The 17486-nt window shown below is 71.3% G+C and carries 20 protein-coding genes (1 of these 20 cut by a window edge); 13 read left to right on the top strand and 7 right to left on the bottom strand.

Annotated elements, in window-relative coordinates:
• Positions 1-49: 49 nt before the first annotated feature.
• From rnpA to LOK46_RS18610, 4 genes are read left to right on the top strand one after another with little or no spacing between them, the layout of a single operon-like run.
• A complete protein-coding gene (gene rnpA / locus LOK46_RS18625) occupies positions 50-670 on the top strand; it encodes a ribonuclease P protein component (protein ID WP_273559601.1) in 621 nt (206 codons plus the stop codon).
• Complete coding sequence (gene yidC, locus LOK46_RS18620; RefSeq protein WP_273559599.1) at positions 660-2507, top strand: membrane protein insertase YidC; 1848 nt, start codon at positions 660-662, stop codon at positions 2505-2507. The genes rnpA and yidC overlap by 11 nt, the downstream gene beginning before the upstream one ends.
• Before the next feature lie 13 nt (positions 2508-2520).
• A complete protein-coding gene (gene yihA / locus LOK46_RS18615) occupies positions 2521-3186 on the top strand; it encodes a ribosome biogenesis GTP-binding protein YihA/YsxC (protein WP_273559598.1) in 666 nt (221 codons plus the stop codon).
• Positions 3183-3566 (top strand): DUF423 domain-containing protein, encoded by a 384-nt coding sequence (locus tag LOK46_RS18610; RefSeq protein WP_273559597.1) that lies wholly within the window; start codon positions 3183-3185, stop codon positions 3564-3566. The genes yihA and LOK46_RS18610 overlap by 4 nt, the downstream gene beginning before the upstream one ends.
• Positions 3567-3697: 131 nt before the next feature.
• On the opposite strand, the gene LOK46_RS18605 is transcribed toward LOK46_RS18610, so the two are convergent.
• Both LOK46_RS18605 and LOK46_RS18600 read right to left on the bottom strand, forming a co-directional pair.
• Positions 3698-4372, bottom strand: coding sequence for a metallophosphoesterase family protein (locus tag LOK46_RS18605; protein WP_273559596.1), 675 nt, complete (start codon positions 4370-4372; stop codon positions 3698-3700).
• A gap of 54 nt (positions 4373-4426) precedes the next feature.
• The gene (locus tag LOK46_RS18600; protein WP_273559594.1) at positions 4427-5590 is read right to left on the bottom strand and encodes a mandelate racemase/muconate lactonizing enzyme family protein; all 1164 of its coding nucleotides are present in this window, start codon (positions 5588-5590) and stop codon (positions 4427-4429) included.
• A 119-nt stretch (positions 5591-5709) separates the two neighbouring features.
• Between LOK46_RS18600 and LOK46_RS18595 the strand changes: the two genes are divergently transcribed.
• Entirely contained in the window at positions 5710-6624 is a 915-nt protein-coding gene (locus LOK46_RS18595) for a LysR family transcriptional regulator (RefSeq protein ID WP_273559592.1), read from the top strand.
• Here LOK46_RS18595 and LOK46_RS18590 read toward each other — a convergent pair.
• Positions 6600-7247: an RraA family protein gene (locus LOK46_RS18590; protein WP_273559590.1), complete on the bottom strand. Its 648-nt coding sequence runs from the start codon at positions 7245-7247 to the stop codon at positions 6600-6602. The two genes, LOK46_RS18595 and LOK46_RS18590, sit on opposite strands and share 25 nt — an antisense overlap.
• 113 nt (positions 7248-7360) lie before the next feature.
• The gene (locus LOK46_RS18585) at positions 7361-7852 is read right to left on the bottom strand and encodes a pilus assembly protein N-terminal domain-containing protein (protein WP_273559588.1); all 492 of its coding nucleotides are present in this window, start codon (positions 7850-7852) and stop codon (positions 7361-7363) included.
• Between the two features lie 298 nt (positions 7853-8150).
• Between LOK46_RS18585 and LOK46_RS18580 the strand changes: the two genes are divergently transcribed.
• From LOK46_RS18580 to LOK46_RS18570, 3 genes are all read left to right on the top strand, one after another.
• Entirely contained in the window at positions 8151-8315 is a 165-nt protein-coding gene (locus LOK46_RS18580) for a Flp family type IVb pilin (protein ID WP_012320434.1), read from the top strand.
• A 207-nt stretch (positions 8316-8522) separates the two neighbouring features.
• Positions 8523-9074, top strand: coding sequence for an A24 family peptidase (locus LOK46_RS18575; RefSeq protein WP_273559583.1), 552 nt, complete (start codon positions 8523-8525; stop codon positions 9072-9074).
• A gap of 66 nt (positions 9075-9140) precedes the next feature.
• On the top strand, positions 9141-9875 hold the full coding sequence (locus LOK46_RS18570) for a M48 family metallopeptidase (protein WP_273559582.1): 735 nt from the start codon (positions 9141-9143) through the stop codon (positions 9873-9875).
• A gap of 19 nt (positions 9876-9894) precedes the next feature.
• On the opposite strand, the gene LOK46_RS18565 is transcribed toward LOK46_RS18570, so the two are convergent.
• Entirely contained in the window at positions 9895-10269 is a 375-nt protein-coding gene (locus LOK46_RS18565; protein ID WP_273559580.1) for a hypothetical protein, read from the bottom strand.
• 186 nt (positions 10270-10455) lie between these two features.
• Here LOK46_RS18565 and LOK46_RS18560 point away from each other — a divergent pair, with 186 nt between their 5' ends.
• The 4 genes from LOK46_RS18560 (at position 10456) to LOK46_RS18545 (ending at position 15353) form a co-directional block, all read left to right on the top strand.
• Entirely contained in the window at positions 10456-11001 is a 546-nt protein-coding gene (locus tag LOK46_RS18560; protein ID WP_441010945.1) for an invasion associated locus B family protein, read from the top strand.
• Positions 11002-11024: 23 nt separating this feature from the next.
• On the top strand, positions 11025-11702 hold the full coding sequence (locus tag LOK46_RS18555) for a hypothetical protein (protein ID WP_273559579.1): 678 nt from the start codon (positions 11025-11027) through the stop codon (positions 11700-11702).
• 127 nt (positions 11703-11829) lie between these two features.
• Positions 11830-13737 (top strand): glycosyltransferase family 2 protein, encoded by a 1908-nt coding sequence (locus LOK46_RS18550; RefSeq protein WP_273559577.1) that lies wholly within the window; start codon positions 11830-11832, stop codon positions 13735-13737.
• Positions 13734-15353: a glycosyltransferase gene (locus LOK46_RS18545; protein ID WP_273559575.1), complete on the top strand. Its 1620-nt coding sequence runs from the start codon at positions 13734-13736 to the stop codon at positions 15351-15353. The genes LOK46_RS18550 and LOK46_RS18545 overlap by 4 nt, the downstream gene beginning before the upstream one ends.
• A gap of 6 nt (positions 15354-15359) precedes the next feature.
• Here LOK46_RS18545 and purC read toward each other — a convergent pair whose 3' ends face one another.
• Entirely contained in the window at positions 15360-16154 is a 795-nt protein-coding gene (purC, locus tag LOK46_RS18540; protein ID WP_010684691.1) for a phosphoribosylaminoimidazolesuccinocarboxamide synthase, read from the bottom strand.
• Between the two features lie 208 nt (positions 16155-16362).
• Positions 16363-17082 (bottom strand): endonuclease III, encoded by a 720-nt coding sequence (gene nth, locus LOK46_RS18535; RefSeq protein WP_273559565.1) that lies wholly within the window; start codon positions 17080-17082, stop codon positions 16363-16365.
• Between the two features lie 188 nt (positions 17083-17270).
• On the opposite strand from nth, the gene LOK46_RS18530 reads away from it, so the two are divergent.
• Positions 17271-17486: the start of a DUF2244 domain-containing protein gene (locus LOK46_RS18530; protein WP_273559564.1), read on the top strand. Its footprint extends 306 nt past the window's final position; 216 of the gene's 522 nt are visible here — the first part of the coding sequence; its start codon is at positions 17271-17273; its stop codon lies off the right edge, out of view.

The raw sequence follows: 17486 nt of genomic DNA, 5'->3' as shown, positions 1-17486 counted from the left end.
AGGCATTCGCGCCACGAGGCAAGTGGTATCGGCCGGGATCGAACCATCGATGGCGACGATCGAGCGGCTCAAGAAACGACCCGACTTCCTGGCGGCGGCCGAGGGGCGTCGCTTTCACACCGAGCGCATGACCGCGCAGGGGCGTCTCCGGAACCCGGACGTCTGCCCCGGCCTCCGTCTCGGTTTCACCATCACGAAGCGTGTCGGTCACGCGACGGAGCGCAACCGCATCCGGCGCCGCCTCCGCGCGGCCCTGGGCCTGGTCGCGGCCGATCTGCCGAGCGAACTCGCGGGCCTTCCGGCCGACATCGTGCTGATCGCCCGCCGTCCGGCGCTCGAAGCACCCTTCGAGGTCCTCGCCGAGGATCTGCGCCGCGCGATTCCCGCGGTGACCCGCCCGGCGGCCCCCCGCGGGGACAGGCCCTCCGGCCGATCCGGCGGTCGACGCTCCGGACCGATCGCTGACACGACCACATCTCAGACGTCCTCTCTCCCGCACGCAGCCGGCCGCGCCTCCGCGCGGGCGGCCCCGACCGATGGTGCCGACATGGGCCCGTCGCAGGGGTGCGACAGAGATCCCCGAATCACAGGCGCGCGCAGGTCCTCCGGGACCGGCGATGCTCCTGTTGCCACTCCGAACGCGTGCGGCGGTGTCCCTGATGGGCAATGACAAGACGAACATGTTCGTGGCCATCGGCCTGTCGCTGCTGGTCCTGCTCGGCTGGCAGTACTTCGTGGCCGGCCCGCGCATGGAGCAGCAGCGCCAGATCGAGGCGCAGAACAAGGCCGCGCAGCAGCCCCCGGGCGTGACCCCGGACGGCGTGCCCTCGCCGTCCCCGAAGGAGGGCGGTCCGGCAGCGCCCGCGCCCGGCACGCTGCCGACCGCCCAGGGCGGCCCGGTCTCCCGCGAGGCGGCGCTCGCCCGCTCGCCGCGCGTCCGGATCGAGACCCCGGCCCTCTCGGGCTCGATCGCCCTGAAGGGCGGCCGCGTCGACGACGTCTCGCTCAAGAACTACCACGAGACCATCGACCCCAAGAGCCCCGAGATCGTGCTGTTCTCGCCGGCCGGGACCGAGACGCCCTACTACGCCGAGTTCGGCTGGGTCGGTGCCAATGCCGGTCCGCTGCCGACCAACGACACCCTCTGGACCAGCGACGGCAAGACGCTCTCGCCGGGCATGCCCGTGACCCTGACCTGGGACAACGGCGCCGGCCTTGTCTTCAAGCGGATCATCGCGGTCGACGACAAGTACATGTTCACGATCCGCGACGAGGTCGAGAACAAGGGCTCGGGTGCCATCACGCTCTACCCGTACAGCCTCGTCTCCCGCTGGGGTAAGCCGCACACCCAGGGCTACTACGTCCTGCACGAGGGCATGATCGGCTATCTCGGCAACGACGGCCTGCAGGAATTCACCTACGACAAGCTCGCCAAGGAAGGCGCCTACGGTGGTGCCAACACCAAGGGCAAGGCCTGGAGCGGCGTGACCGGCGGCTTCGTCGGCATCACCGACAAGTACTGGGCGGCGGCCGCGATCCCCGATCAGGACACGCCCTACACCGGCGCCTTCACCGACCGGACCGACGGCACCACCAACGTCTATCAGGCGAGCGTGCGGGGCGACGCCCTGAACCTCGCCGCCGGCGCCTCGGCCACCGCGACGCAGCGGCTGTTCGCGGGCGCCAAGGAAGTCAACGTCATCAACAACTACGAGAAGGACCTCGGCATCAAGCACTTCGATCTGATGATCGACTGGGGCTGGTTCTTCTTCATCACCAAGCCGATGTTCCGGGCGCTGGACTTCTTCTACCACCTGTTCGGCAATTTCGGCGTCTCGATCCTGGTGGTGACCTTCTGCCTGAAGCTGCTGTTCCTGCCGATCGCGAACCGGTCCTACGTCTCCATGGCCAAGATGAAGGCCGTGCAGCCGGAGATGGCCGCCATCCGCGAGCGGTACAAGGACGACCGCATGAAGCAGCAGCAGGCCACGATGGAGCTGTACAAGAAGGAGAAGATCAATCCGGTCGCCGGCTGCTGGCCGGTGCTGATCCAGATCCCGGTCTTCTTCGCGCTCTACAAGGTCCTGTTCATCACCATCGAGATGCGGCACGCGCCGTTCTTCGGCTGGATCCACGACCTCGCGGCGCCGGATCCGACGAGCATCGTGAACCTGTTCGGCCTGCTGCCGTTCCCGGCGCCCGACTTCGTGCACCTGGGCGTCTGGCCGCTGATCATGGGCGTGACCATGTTCGTGCAGATGAAGATGAACCCCGCGCCGCCGGACCCGGTCCAGGCGCAGATCTTCACCTTCATGCCGATCGTGTTCACCTTCATGCTGGGCTCGTTCCCCGCCGGCCTCGTGATCTACTGGGCCTGGAACAACACCCTGTCGGTGATCCAGCAGTACGTCATCATGCGCCGCAACGGCGTGAAGGTGGAGCTGTGGGACAATCTCCGGACCACGTTCAAGCGCGGCGGCACCAAGGCGGCCACCACCAAGAGCTGACGGGCGAGACGCCGTGCACGACACAGGGACCGACACCAACGACGACGCGGCCGACCTCCTCGAGGCCGGCCGCCTTCTCTTTGCCGGCGCCGCCGACTTCTACGCGGCCGCCCAGATCCTCGACCGGCTGCCGCCCATGGAGGGCGTCGAGATCGCGTTCGCGGGGCGCTCGAATGTCGGCAAGTCGAGCCTGATCAACGCGCTCACCGGGCGCAACACCCTGGCGCGGACCTCGCACACGCCGGGCCGGACGCAGCAGCTCAACTTCTTCCGGATCGGCGAGCGCCTGTCGCTGGTCGACATGCCCGGCTACGGCTACGCCGCCGTCGAGAAGGCCAAGGTCGAGGCGTGGACCCGGCTGATCCACTCCTACCTCAAGGGCCGCGCGAACCTCGCCCGGGTGTTCATGCTGATCGACGCCCGGCACGGCTTCAAGTCGATCGACACCGACGTGCTCGACGGCCTCGACAAGGCCGCGGTGAGCTATCAGGTCGTGCTGACCAAGGGCGATTCCCTCAAGAAGGGCGAGGTCGCGAGCCGCATCGCCGGGATCGAGGCGGGTCTCGCCAAGCGCCCGGCCGCCTACCCGCAGGTGATCCTCACCTCGAGCCGGGACGATTCCGGCGTGCCGGATCTGCGGGCGGCCATCGCCAAGCTCCTGGCGGAGCGCGGCGCGTGAGACTCGCGGGTGTCGACCGGGCGCTCGCGGCGCTCGCCGGCTTGGCCGGACTGCTCGGCGTCGCGCTGAGCGCCGCCGCGGCGCACATCCCCGGGGCGGACTCGCTGAAGACGGCGGCGCAGTTCCTGCTGTTCCACGCCCCCGCCATCCTGGCGCTGGTCGGCTTCGGGGCCTCGGGCCTCGCCCGGGCCGGCCTCGCGCGCGGCGCGGCCGGGCTCCTGGTCGTCGGCCTGATCCTGTTCTGCGGCGACCTCTCGGTGCGCGCGTGGTTCCAGCACGCACTCTTCCCGATGGCCGCGCCCACCGGCGGCTTCGCCCTGATGGCCGGGTGGCTCTTCGGGATCCTCTGCGCGCTCGTGCCGGCGCGGCGCGGCGTCTGACGGCTCCGACCGGTGGCCCGCCGGCCACCGTCTTTGCGAGCGGAGCGAAGCGATCCGGACGGCGCCAGGCCGAGTGATGCGGGCAGCCCCGGGTTGCTTCGCTCCGCTCGCAATGACGGCGACTTCGCCCCCTAGGCTGCTCTCACCTGCAGGAACTCCAGGGCCGGTCCCTGCGCGTCCGAGAAGATGCCGGCGGTGAGGGTGCCGCCGTAGACGGCCGCGGTGTCGAGATTGGTGCGGAACCGGCGAACCTCCGGGCGCCCGCTCCGCTGCGGCGTGTGGCCGTGGACCACGTGCCGCCCGAAATCGTGGTCGCCCTCGAGGAACGGCTCGCGGATCCACAGGCGATCGTGCGCGTCCGAATCGAGGGCGTCCGCGCCGGGTCGCAGGCCGGCATGCACGTACCAGTGGGCGCCGTCACCGTGCAGCGTCGGGAGCGCCTCGATCCAGTCGAGGGTGTCCCGGGGCAGGCCGGCGGGGTCCCGCGCGCCGAACGAGTCGAGCGTCGCCTCCCCGCCGTTGTACATCCAGTGCGCGGCCGCGCTTCGCGTCTGGAGCGCGTCGAGCAGCATCCGCTCGTGATTGCCCATCAGGCAGACGACGCGCTCCGGCTCGGCCCAGTTCAGGCGGCTCACGGTGCGGAGCACCGCGGCGCTGTCGGGACCGCGGTCGATGTAGTCCCCGAGGAAGACCAGCCGGTGGGGTCGGTCGCCCGCGTGGTCGGCGATCCGCTCCAGCAGCGCGTCGAGGAGGGCGGCGCAGCCGTGGACGTCGCCGATCGCGTAGGTGAGGGGGCCGGAATCCATGGCGCCATCGTCCACCGGGGCGCCGCGCTCCGCAAGGCCGGCCGGATCGGCGCGCTACGCCGCGAGGGCGCGCATCTCCGCGATCAGGTCCGACTTGCCCTCGAAACCGATGCCCGGCAGGTCCGGCATGGTGATGTGACCGTCCTCGACCCGCACCCCGTCGGGAAAGCCGCCGTAGGGCTGGAACAGGTCCGGGTAGCTCTCGTTGCCGCCGAGGCCGAGGCCGGCCGCGATGTTGAGCGACATCTGGTGCCCGCCATGCGGGACGCAGCGGGAGGGCGACCAGCCGAATTCGGCCAGCACCTCGAGGATGCGCAGGTACTCCACCAGCCCGTACGACAGGGCGCAGTCGAACTGCAGCCAGTCGCGGTCGGGCCGCATGTTGCCGTAGCGCAGGAGATTGCGCGCATCCTGGTGCGAGAACAGGTTCTCGCCGGTGGCCATCGGCCCGGGATAATGGGGTGCGAGCGCCGCCTGAAGGGCGTAGTCCAGCGGGTCGCCCGCCTCCTCGTACCAGTACAGCGGGTACTGACGCAGCATCCGCGCGTACGCGATGGCGGTCTCGAGATCGAGGCGGCCATTGGCGTCCACCGCGAGGCGGCCCCGTCCGTCGATCTCGGCGAGCACGGCCTCGATCCGGCGCCGGTCCTCGTCGATCGGCGCGCCGCCGATCTTCATCTTCACGACATTGTAGCCGCGGTCGAGATAGCCGCGCATCTCGGCACGGAGGGCGGAATCGTCCTTGCCGGGGTAGTAGTAGCCGCCCGCCGCGTAGACGAAGACCCGCGGGTTGGCGGCGACGCCGTTCCGCTCGGCGAGCATCCGGAACAGCGGCTTCCCGGCGATCTTCGCCGCCGCGTCCCAGATCGCCATGTCGAGGGTGCCCACCGCCACCGAGCGCTCGCCGTGGCCGCCGGGCTTCTCGTTGCGCATCATGGCGGCCCAGATCCGGTGCGGGTCGAGGTTGTCGCCCGCGTCGACGAGGAGACTGTCCGGATCGGCCTCCAGGATCCGGTCGCGGAAGCGCTCGCGGATCAGGCCGCCCTGGCCGTAGCGACCGTTGGAGTTGAAGCCGTAGCCGACGACCCGCCGGCCGTCGCGCACCACGTCGGTGACCACCGCGACGAGGCTCGTGGTCATCTTCGAGAAGTCGATGTAGGCGTTGCGGATCGGCGAGGCGATCGGCTTGGTGACCTCGCGGACGTCGACGATGCGCATGGCTGTCTCCCCGGTGCGTCCCGGTGCCATAGCGTCGGCCGCACCCGGGCAGCCAATGCCGTTTCCGGAGCGCGCGATGCGCAGACGGCATCGGCCCGGTCCTGTCGGAGAGGCGCGCCATGGATCTGGACTGGGTGAGGGATTTCCTCGCGCTCGCCGAGCACCGGACCTTCTCGCGGGCCGCCGAGGCCCGGCACGTGACGCAGCCGGCCTTCAGCCGACGGATCCGCGCGCTGGAGGAGTGGGTCGGGACGCCGCTGTTCCTGCGGAGCGCCCAGGGGGCGATCCTGACCGCCGCCGGAGCGCGTTTCCAACCGGACGCCGAGGACCTGATGCGGGGCCTGGATCGGGCGCGCCGTGAGGCCCGGGCGGCCGGTGCGCGCGCGGACGCGAGCCTCGCGATCGCGGCCACGCACGCGCTGTCGTTCACGTTCTTTCCGGGCTGGATCCGGCAGCACGCGCCCTTCGAGGCGCTCGGTACCCTCAACCTGGTCTCGGACAGCATGGCGGCCTGCGAGGCGATCCTGCTGGCCGGCGAGGTGCAGCTGCTCCTGTGCCACCATCGCGCGGACCTTCCCAGCCGCCTCGAAGATGGCCGCTGCGAGTCCGTCCCGGTCGGCGCGGACAGCCTGGTGCCGCTCTGCGCGCCGACATCCGGCGGGGCGCCGCTCTGGCCCCTGACCGGGGCTGTCCGCTATCTCGCCTACGGCGAGGCCTCGGGGCTCGGCCGGATCCTCGCGGCGAGCGGGGTGGCGGCCGGCCACGCGCCGGCCTTCACGTCCCACCTGGCGGCGACGCTGATGACCATGGCTCAGGACGGCGACGGAGTCGCGTGGCTCCCGGCGACACTCGCGGAAGCGGCGATTGCCCGCGGACGGCTCGTTCGGGCAGGTCCGGAAGAGCTGGACGTTCCGGTGGAGATCCGGCTGTTCCGGGTGCGGGAGAGCCGAGGCGGCGCGGCCGATGCCCTGTGGCAGCGCCTGCACGCGCCCGAGCGGGACCGGCCCGATCAGCCCTGCGCCACCCGGGCGTAGCGGCCGTCGTAGCGACCGGCCCGGATCTGCTCCAAAACCTCCGCCTCGCGGGCCGCCTGCGCCCGCGCGGCGTCGAGCAGGGCCGCCGCGTCGCTGGGCGGGAAGGACACGACGCCGTCGGCGTCGCCGACCACCACGTCGCCCGGGTTCACCGTCCAGCCTCCGACGCAGACCGGCACGTTGATCGCGCCGGGACCGGTCTTGAACGGCCCCCGCGGCGTCGCGTCGCGGGCGTAGCAGGGAAAGGTCGAGCCCGCGAAGGCCGTCGTGTCGCGCACGGCGCCGTCGATCACGAATCCGACCACGCCCCGGCTCTCGGCGATGGCCTTCATGATGTCGCCCACCAGCGCGCGGCCCGTGTCGCCGCCGCCGTCGACCACGATCACGTCGCCGGGGCGAACCTCCTCCAGAGCCTGATGGATGGCCAGGTTGTCGCCGCTTCGGACGCGGACCGTGAAGGCCGTGCCGACGAGCGAACCGCCGCGGTGGAACGGGCGCAGCCCGGCCAGGACCGGCATCCGCGCCAGGCAGTCGCTGATCGTGGCCGTCGAGACGTCGCGGAACGCTGCCAGCACCGTCGGGTCGACGGCGGGCGGCGGCGGGTTGCGGGTGATGGCGGACATCGGCCTCGACGTCTCCCTGGCGTCATCGCCCCCGCGGCATCGCGGCGAATCGGCGAGGGCCGGGGGATCCTGCCCCAGGTCGCGGCCGGTGTCGCGGTGGAACTCCGGCCCGATCAGTGATCGCCCGCAGGAACCGCGCCGCCGCCGCCGGTCGCGAGCTTGCGTCGGGCATCGGCCTGGCCGCTCGTCGCACCGAAATAGCTGGCCGAGTCGCCGAGCTGCACCGACGGCTGGCAGCTCGGCGTGCAGGACAGGGATTCCCGATCGAGACCGCGCTGCACCGTGATCGTCGAGTCCCGCGACGCCTCGACCCGGATGGTGGTCTCGGCGATCATGGCGCCGCCGTTGTCGAGGGCGATCAGGTTGGTGGAGCCGAAGCTCTTGCCGGTGAGCACGAGGACGCCGTTCTTCTGCGGCGTCACCTCGGCGATGATCGGGTTCCCGACGATGACGGTCGACGTCTTCTCCGGCAGGCGGAGCACCTTGGCGTTGTCCACGAGGACGGTCACGACGGGCAGGAGATCGGGCTGCCCGGCCGCGGCCGCGGCGCCCGTCAGCAGGACGACGAGGCCGGCTCGGCCCGCGATCGACAGGATGCGGCGCATCGGGGTTCCTCAAGGCGGCGGGCGGTCCACGAGATCCGACCCGAGGCCCGAGGCTAGCGCGGAACCCGTGAAGGAAGCGCTAAGCAAGACCAAGTCGCGGCACTGTGCCGTATCGGTGAAACCCAACCTTCACCAAACTCGCAGCGAGACGGCCTTTTACGTCGGTGCGGGATCGATTTAACCGATTTTCAAGGCGTAATCGGCAGTCTGTGCAGGCCGCCGATCGAGACCTGAAAATTCTTCATCGGGCATCGCGCAAGTTTTATCTCGCTCTGTGTTGATCGAAGGATCACCCTCTATGAAGACCCTGTTCACGCGTTTTGCTTCGGACGAGTCCGGCGCCACCGCCATCGAGTACGGCATGATCGCGGCCCTCATCGCCGTGGCCATCATCACCGCGCTGAAGACCGTCGGCACCAGCCTGACCAGCAAGTTCAGCCAGATCTCCGGCAACCTGAACTGATCGAGATCGATCCGATCTGCGGCAGGTTCGAGACATCCTGCCTCTCGCCGAGACTCGGAGAGAGGCGGGGGTTCTCGGCCTGCCGGGATCGTCGTTCTTCGCGGCGGCGCTCGCCGCCCGGCACATCCGAGATCCGGACCGGCAGCGAGACCGCTGGGTCGGATCGAACCCCCTGACGCGACAGGCTTCGACGAGATGGGCGCCGAGATGGTCGGTTCAGCGACGGCAGGCCTGGGACTGATGGGTCTGGGCCCGGCCGGTTTCGGCCTTCTGATCCTGTTCCCCTTCCTGATGGCCTACGCGGCCGCCAGCGACCTGCTCACCATGTTGATCCCGAACCGGATCTCCCTCGCTCTCGTGGCCGGGTTCGCGCTGCTGGCCCTGACGAGCTCGATGAGCTGGACCGAGATCGGATTCCACTGCGCCGCCGGAGCGGTCGTCCTCCTCGTCACGTTCACGCTGTTCGCCTTCGGCATCATCGGCGGCGGCGACGCGAAGCTCGCGGCCGCCACGGCCCTGTGGCTCGGCTTCGACGGCCTCGGCGACTACCTGCTGGTGGCCTCGGTGTTCGGCGGCGCCCTGACCCTGGCGATCCTGTTCGCGCGGACGCACCCGCTGCCTGTCCGGATCGCGCGCATGCCGTTCGCCCTGCACCTGCACGACGCCAAGACCGGGATCCCGTACGGGATCGCCCTGGCCGCCGCGGCGCTCCTCGTCCTCCCCGAGACCGACGTCTGGACCCGGGCCCTCGCCGGCTGAGGTCGCCGTGGCGATTCAGGACGACAGGATCTGGAGCCTCGAGCCCGGCCCAGCTAGAAGTCGCGCATGCCCCTCGCGCTGCTGCGTCGCCCCGATCCCGATCATCTTGAGGTCCAGCACGAGGGGGCCAGCCTCCGCATCGCCCTCCGTCGGCGGCCGACCGCCCGCCGCATCACGCTCCGCGTCTCGGCCGCCACCGGCGAGGCGGTGATCACCCTGCCGAGCCGCACCGCCATCAACACGGCGCAGCGCTTCGCCGCGAGCCACGCGGGCTGGATCGCGGCGCGTCTCGCCCGCGTGCCGACCCGCGTGCTGTTCGAGCTCGGAGCCAGCCTGCCGATCCGCGGTGAGCCCCACCGGATCAGCCAGCGCGGCACCCGGAGCGGTCCGGTTCGCGTCGAGTGCGTGGAGGGAGAGCCGGTGCTCTCGGTGTCGTGCGACGCCGCCCACGTGGCGCGCCGGGTCCGGGATTTCCTGGCCCGCGAGGCCAAGCGCGACCTGACCGATGCGATCGAGCGCTACGCGGCGCAGCTCGGACAGCGGCCGGTGCGCGTCACGCTGCGCGACACCCGCAGCCGCTGGGGCTCCTGCACGGCCCGCGGCGAGCTGAACTTCTCATGGCGCCTGATCCTCGCGCCGCCGATGGTGCTCGACTATCTGGTCGCCCACGAGATGGCGCATCTGCGCGAGATGAACCACTCGCCGCGCTTCTGGGCGCTGGTGCACGCGCTCTGCCCGAGCACCGATGCCGCCGAGGCCTGGCTCAAGCGCCACGGGACCGGTCTGCACCGCTACGGCTGAGCCGTCGTCAGGCCCCGCATCAGCCCTTGGCGCGGAGCACCCGCTGGCGCGTCACGGCATCCGCCGGCCAGCTCGGGCGGGGATCGACCTCGCCAGGGTTGAGGGTGCGCGGGGCGACGCTGTCGCAGATCTCCCGCTGGCGGATGATCACCGGGTTGCCGAACTCGTCCCGGCGGCGGACCAGGCCGCCGTCCCGGCAGTAGCCGGCGATCGCCGCCTGTCCGTTGCGGCGGCCGTACGGGTTGGCCGCGACGGGCGGATGCTCGATCACCAGCGTGTCGGAGCGGTTCAGCGAGCGTTCGATGTAGGTGGTCTCACCGACCGGCAGGGACTGGGCTCCCGCCTGCGTGAGGGCGGCCATCAGGCAGGCGGCCGAGAGAGTGAGCGGGCGCATCACGGCGTCAGGATCCGGCGCTGGAGGAGTGTTCCGACACAATCTAGGCCGTTGACACCCGCGCGGGTAGCACCGACGCGCAACACCGCGCGTGCATCGCTTGACAGCGCGGGGCTGACCATGGTCGGAACACGCCCGATTGTACGGCTCCCGCCGGTCCTCGGCCGGAGCGTTCCGAAGGGATCGGTGGTGCCGCTTCACGCGAGGCTCGTTCGTTTTCGGCGTGCCGCTCGGCGCGCCGCGCTGCCGGTTTTCCTCGCCCTCGTCGCGGCGGCGCTCGCGCCGGCCGGTCCGGCCGCGGCTCAGGGCATGGTGCGCAAGACCTTCGACGATTGGCAGCTGCGCTGCGAGACGCCGGCCGGCGCGAAGGCCGAGCAGTGCGCCCTCGTCCAGTACCTCGCCGCCGAGGACCGCCCCAATCTGACCCTCGTGGTGATCGTCCTCAAGACTGCCGACAATCGCGGTTACCTGCTGCGGGTGGTGGCGCCGCTGGGCGTGCTGCTGCCCTCCGGTCTCGGCCTCAAGATCGACCAGACCGATATCGGCCGCGCGGGCTTCGTCCGCTGCCTCACCACCGGCTGCGTGGCCGAGGTCGTCATGGATGACGGGCTGATCCGCCAGTTCAAGAGCGGCACGCAGGCCACCTTCATCGTGTTTCAGACGCCCGAGGAGGGCGTCGGCATCCCGCTGTCGATGAAGGGCTTCGCGGCCGGGTTCGACAGCCTGAAATGACGGTGCCGTTCGGGAGCCGTACGATGATCGGACATCGGGACAGGGGTCTCACGCGTTCCCCGGACGTCGCCCGGCGCCTGACCGCCGCTCTCCGGCTGGGCGGGCTCGTCCTCGCCGCGTCGCTCTCGGCCGCGGTCCCGAGCCGGGCCGAGGAGGGCAACATCTTCTCCAACCTGTTCAAGTACGGCGGCACGACGGTCCCGCCGTCGCAGCCCGAAGCCCTCGACCCGGCCTATTGCCCTTCTGTCGAGGTGGCCGAAGGCGGGGCCGCCTCGCGCACGCTCGCGGGCGACGCGGTGCGCACCCAGTTCTCCCTCGGCCGTCTCGCCCGTGAATGCGCGCGGCGTCAGGACGGCTCGATCACCGTCAAGGTGGGCGCCGAGATCAACGTCCTGCTCGGGCCGGCGGGCGCGCCGGGCCGGTTCGATGTGCCGGTGACGTTCCAGATCCGCCACGACGGCAAGACCGTCTCGAGCCGCACGGAGCGGGCCAGCGTGATCGTCGCGGCCGGCGAGGCGCAGGGCTTCGCCACGGTCGTGGCCGACGAGCTGCAGGTCCCGGCCGCCATGACGGCCGATTACGACATCGCGGTGGGTGTCGGCACCGGCAAGGGTGCCGGCGGGAAGACCGCCGCGAAACCGCGCCGCCGGAAACCGGCGGTCGCCGCGGCGCCACCCGGCGGAGGCGACGCTGCCCAGTGACGCCGCGGCGCGCCTCGGCGATCCGACCCCGCTGATCGCGAAGACCGGTCGCGACAGGATCTGGCTCGGCCGGCCGACCCGGTTCCGGCTGGAGGCCACGGACGATCCCGCGTTCGATCGCCGCCTCGTGCTCCCGGATCATCCCGCCGGCTGGATCGTGCTGAGCTATGCCGATGATCCGACGGCGGCGCCCCGGCGCCCGATTCTCCGCGTCCTGCGAGGGCCAGACGAGACCGTTCAGGACTTCGTCCTGCCGGGAGCCTCGCAGGGGCTCGCCCACTGGCTCGGGCTGATCCCGCCGGATGCGCGGGAGATCCGCCTCTCGGCCGGTGCCGACTTCGCCCTGGAGCGGGTCGGCGCCCGGCGCGAGGCCGAGGTGCTCGCGCAGTGCCTCCTGCGCCGGCCCTGGCGCTGCGTCTCCGCCCTCTACGAGCGCGCCCGCGGCTCGGAGCGGCGCTACCGCGACATCCTGCGCGGCGCCTGCGCGGTGACGCCGATGGCCCGGTTCCCCTCCTGGGCCGCCGCCCGGACCCGACCCGCCCGCATCGCGCCCTCCACCCTGCGGATCCGCTGCGTCCTGCTCGCACAGCCCGGGGACGCGGCGGCGCTGTCGGCCACGCGAGACGCGCTGGACGCGCAGACGCACCGCCCCGAGTCGATCCAGGTCACCTGGGCGGGCGCGCCGCCCGTATCGGCCGACGGGCCGATGACCCACCAGGCATGGGACGAGGCTGCGGCGTTAGCCGATCTTTCCGGCGATGCGGACGCCCTGTGCCTGCTGCGCCCCGGCGACATCCCGGAGCCCGAGGCCCTGGCGCTGCTGGCCCGCGCCCTGTCGGGCGCGGACATCGCCTACGGCGACGCGATCGGCCCCGACGGTCGCCCGCGGCTGAAGCCGGACTGGAGCCCGGACCTCGCCCTGGCGACGGGGTATCCGGGGTTTCCCCTGCTCCTGTCGAGGGCGTGGCTCGCCAGGGTCCTGGCGCACCCCGCCGGCCGGATGGCCGAGCTCGCGCCGGGCATCGTGGCCGCCGCGACGACCGGTGCCGCGCGGGTGGTGCATGTCCCGCGGATCCTCGCCCGCACTGCCGGAGACGACCTCGACCCGTCGGACCGGGCTGCGGCCCTGAACGCGCTCCGGTCCGAACGGCCGCCGTTGCGCGCCGGGGTCCAAGACGGTGCCGTTCGCCTGGAATGGCCCCTGCCGGATCCGGTGCCGCTGGTGAGCGTCGTGATCCCCTCGCGCGACCGCCTCGACCTGATCACCCGCGTCTGCCGCGGTGTGCTCCACGAGACCGCCTACGCGGCGATCGAGCTGATCATCGTCGACAACGGCTCCAGCGATCCCGCGGTGCTCGACCATTACGCGACCCTGCGCGGCGATCCGCGCGTCCAGATCCTCATGGATCCGCAGCCCTTCAACTTCGCCGCGATGGTCAACGCCGGCGTCGCCGCGGCGTCGGGAACGATCGTCCTGCTGCTGAACAACGACGTCGCCGTGCTGGAGCCCGGCTGGCTCGAGGCCATGGTCCGGCAGGCGTGCCGGCCGGAGGTCGGCGCGGTCGGGGCGAGGCTTCTCTACGGCGACGGCACCCTGCAGCATGCCGGCGTCGTCGTCGGCCTCGGCGGGCGGGCCGGCCACATCCTGCGTCGCCGGCCCGGCGACACGCCGGGCCATCTCGGCCGGCTGCGCGTCGCGCACGAGGTCTCGGCGGTGACGGCCGCCTGCCTCGCCGTCGCGCGGGACAAGTATCTGGCGGTGGGCGGCTTCGACGCCGAGGCGTTCCCGGTCGATTTCAACGACGTGGATTTCTGCCTCCGCCTCGGCGCCGCCGGCTGGAAGACGGTCTGGACGCCGACCGCGAAGCTGGCCCATCTCGAATCCGTCAGCCGCGGTCCGTCGGTCGGGGCCAAGCGCGCCCGCTTCGAGGAAGAAGCCGCCCGCTTCTCCGAGCGCTGGCGGGCCGTGATCCGGCACGATCCGTTCTACCACCCCGCCCTGTCGATCACGACCTTCGGCGAGGATCTGGAATGACGCCGCCCGACGGCGCATCGGGCCGCGAAGCTGCGCGCTATCTCGGACCGTCGCGCCGCTCCTGGTGCGCGCTCGCGGGCGCGACGCGCCGTGTTCTCGCGCATCCGCGGGCGGCGGCCGCGATCCTGCGCGCGCGTCTGACAGGGAAGCGCCTGCGCGCCCGGCAGGCGCTCGCGGCCCTGATCGGGATCGACCATGGGCTGGCCCTGCCGCCCGGGATCCTCGACCGCTTCCCGCCGGCACCGGACAGCCCGGGAGACACGATCCGCCTGGTCGGCGACGGGGTCCTCGTCGCCGGAGCGCCGGGACGGATCGCCGCCCTGTTCGCGAGCCAGCCCGACCTCCATGCGCTGTACGGCGACGCCTTGGTGCAGGAGCGACCCGGCGGCCCTGTGCTGCCGCATCTGCCGCCGGTCTTCGACCCCGACCGGCTCGCGGCCTTCGATTATCTCGGTCCCGTCCTGGCCTGCCGACGGAGCGCCCTCGACTCCGGCGTCGATCCCGGAAGTCCCGCCGAGGCCGCCTTCCGGATCGCGGAGCGGTTCGGCCCCGGCGCGATCGGCCACCTACCGGAGATCCTGTCCGTCCGCCGCGGAACGTCGATCGCCACGACGGATGGTGCGGCGGGACACGCCCCCCATCACGCCGTCGTCCGCGGCCACCTCGACCGGACGGGCCGGGTCGGCCCGCGCGTGACCGTGGGACCCGACGGCCTCGTCGAGGTCGAGCACCCCCTGCCCGAGACGCGGCCCCTGGCCAGCCTCATCGTCCCGACCCGCGACCGCCTGGATCTCCTGCGTCCCTGTCTCGAGAGCCTGCGCAACTGCACCGACTGGCCGTCGACCGAGATCATCGTCTGCGACAACGACAGTCGCGAGCCCGAGACGCTCGCCTACTTGCGGGCGCTGGAAGGGGAGGGGAGGGGGCAGGTCGTGCCCTGGCCCGGGCCGTTCAACTTCGCCGCCATGAACAACGCCGCCGCGGCCCGTGCTCGCGGCAGGCTGCTGGTCTTCATCAACAACGACGTCGAGGCATTCCGGCCCGACTGGCTGTCCCGCGTGGCCCGGGAGGCCCTCCGCCCGGATGTGGGGGCCGTCGGCGCCAAGCTCCTCGACGGCGAGGGCCGGATCCAGCACGGCGGCATCGTGCTCGGCACCGGCGGCCTCGTCACCCACGGACACCGGCACTTTCCCGGCGACGCCCCCGGCTACCTCGGGGCCCTGCGCGTCACGCAGGCGGTCTCCGCGGTGACCGCCGCGTGCCTGGCCGTCGAGGCGGAGAAGTTCCGCGCGGTCGGCGGCTTCGACGAGGCGGTCTTCGCGGTCGACTTCAACGACGTCGATCTCTGCCTCCGCCTGAACGCGGCCGGCTACCGCACGCTCCTGGTCCCCGGGGCGGTCCTTCACCACCGCGAGGCGGCGAGCCGCCGCTGGGCCCCCGAGGCCCGCGCCCGCCACGAGCGCGAGATCGCGGCGCTGAGAACGCGATGGGGGTCGCTGCTGGTGCAGGACCCCCATTATCACCCGGGCTTCGACCCGGCGCTCTCGACCCACGCGCGGCTGCGCGCGGGCTTCCCGGAGGCCGGGCCGGCGCCCCTGCGCCGGCCGACCGCCTGACCGGGTCTACTGCACGAGGCGCGGGCCGCCGCCCTGGACCTTCTCGTTCTCCGACATGATGCCGAGCCGCTTGGCGACCTCGGTGTAGGCCTCGATCAGGCCGCCGAGATCCTTGCGGAACCGGTCCTTGTCGAGCTTGTCGGAGGACTTGATGTCCCAGAGCCGGCAGGAATCCGGGGAGATCTCGTCGGCGACGACGATGCGCATCATGTCGCCTTCCCAGAGGCGGCCGGTCTCCATCTTGAAATCGACGAGCCGGATGCCGACGCCGAGGAAGAGGCCCGACAGGAAGTCGTTGACGCGGATCGCCAGCGCCATGATGTCGTCGATCTCCTGGGGCGTCGCCCAGCCGAACGCCGTGATGTGCTCCTCGGAGACCATCGGGTCGTTCAGCGCGTCGTTCTTGTAGTAGAACTCGATGATTGAGCGCGGCAGCTGCGTGCCTTCCTCCAGGCCCAGGCGCGTCGCCAGCGACCCGGCCGCGACGTTGCGCACCACGACCTCGAGGGGGATGATCTCGACTTCGCGGATCAGCTGCTCGCGCATGTTCAACCGGCGGATGAAATGCGTCGGCACGCCGATATCGTTGAGGTGCTGGAAGACGAACTCCGAGATCCGGTTGTTCAGCACACCCTTGCCGTCGATGACCTCGTGCTTCTTCGCGTTGAAGGCCGTCGCGTCATCCTTGAAGTGCTGGATGAGCGTGCCGGGCTCCGGCCCCTCGTAGAGGACCTTCGCCTTGCCCTCGTAGATGCGACGGCGGCGATTCATAGGCGTGTACCGTGGTTTGAGGAAGTCCATGGGCCGAGGCTCCTGATGCGCGACGATTGGGAGGAATCCGCGGCGCGGCGACCGGACGCGAGGTCGGGCCGCCGGACGGCCTCTGCCCAAGGGCCCCGGCGACCGGCCGCCAAACTAGCGGAAGCGGGCTTCCAGCACAACGCGTTAGCCCGCAGGGCGGGATTGCGGAGACCGGTCGGGACGTGCCCGGAACGACCTTCGCGACCCGTCACGCGGTCGTCTTGGACGGGTAGCGGCAGAGGTCGGCGATGAGGCAGCGCGGGCATTCGGGCCTGCGCGCCTTGCAGGTGTAGCGGCCGTGCAGGATCAGCCAGTGATGGGCATGCAGCCGGTAGGAATCCGGCACGATCGCCTCGAGTCCGGCCTGAACCCTGTCGGTGGTCGCGCCCACGAAGAGCGGGATCCGGTTCGAGACCCGGAAGATATGGGTGTCCACGGCGATCCGCGGAACCCCGAAGGCGATGTTGAGCACCACGCTCGCGGTCTTGGCGCCGACCCCGGGCAGAACCTGCAGGGCTTCCAGGCTCGCCGGCACCGTGCCGCCGTGCTCGTCCAAGAGGATGCGCGAGAGGGCGACGACGTTCTTCGCCTTGGTGTTGAACAGCCCGATCGTGCGCACGAGGTCGCGGACCCTGTCCTCGCCCAGGGACAGCATCTTCTCGGGCGTGTCGGCGACCGCGAAGAGTGGGCCGGTGGCGAGGTTGACGCCGCGGTCGGTCGCCTGGGCCGACAGCACCACCGCGACGAGGAGCGTGAACGGATTGACGTAGTGGAGCTCGCCCTTGGGCTCCGGCTCCGCCGCCTGGAAGCGGCGGAAGATCTCGGCGAGGGTCGCCGCGTCGACGGCCTCGGGGGCCGTGTCCACGCGCGCGGTGGCGGCCGGCCTGATCGCACCCCCGAGCCGCGCCGGGGCCGCGCTCTTGGCCAAGACTTTGGCCGAGACTTTGGTCGAACCTTTGGACGCGCTCTCCGACTTGCCCTTGCCCCGCTTCGGCGGGGCCGTCCGGGATACGGCCTCAGACGAGGCCTCGGTCGGTCCCGCGGTGCCGCGACCGACGCGATCCGTCACGGGTGGGGGAGTCTTTCTGGCGGGCATCGGCGCGTTATATGGATCGCATGGCGAGCGGCAATCCTTCCGTCCACCCGTACGGGCTCGATCCGGACACGATCGACCGGCCCGTCTTCACCGCGACGATCCGACCGCACCAGTCGTTGAGCCGGCGGGGCTTCCGGGTGGTCATGACCGGCTGCTGCGCGGTGTCCCTCGCCGTGTCGATCTGGGCGTGGCGCATGGGATTCTGGCCCGTGGCCGGGTTCTTCGGCCTCGACATG

This window comes from Methylobacterium sp. NMS14P (assembly GCF_028583545.1).
In the GTDB taxonomy this organism is placed as follows: domain Bacteria; phylum Pseudomonadota; class Alphaproteobacteria; order Rhizobiales; family Beijerinckiaceae; genus Methylobacterium.
Note: the sequence above shows the minus strand (reverse complement) of the source record. Positions and strands in the feature narration are given on the sequence as shown.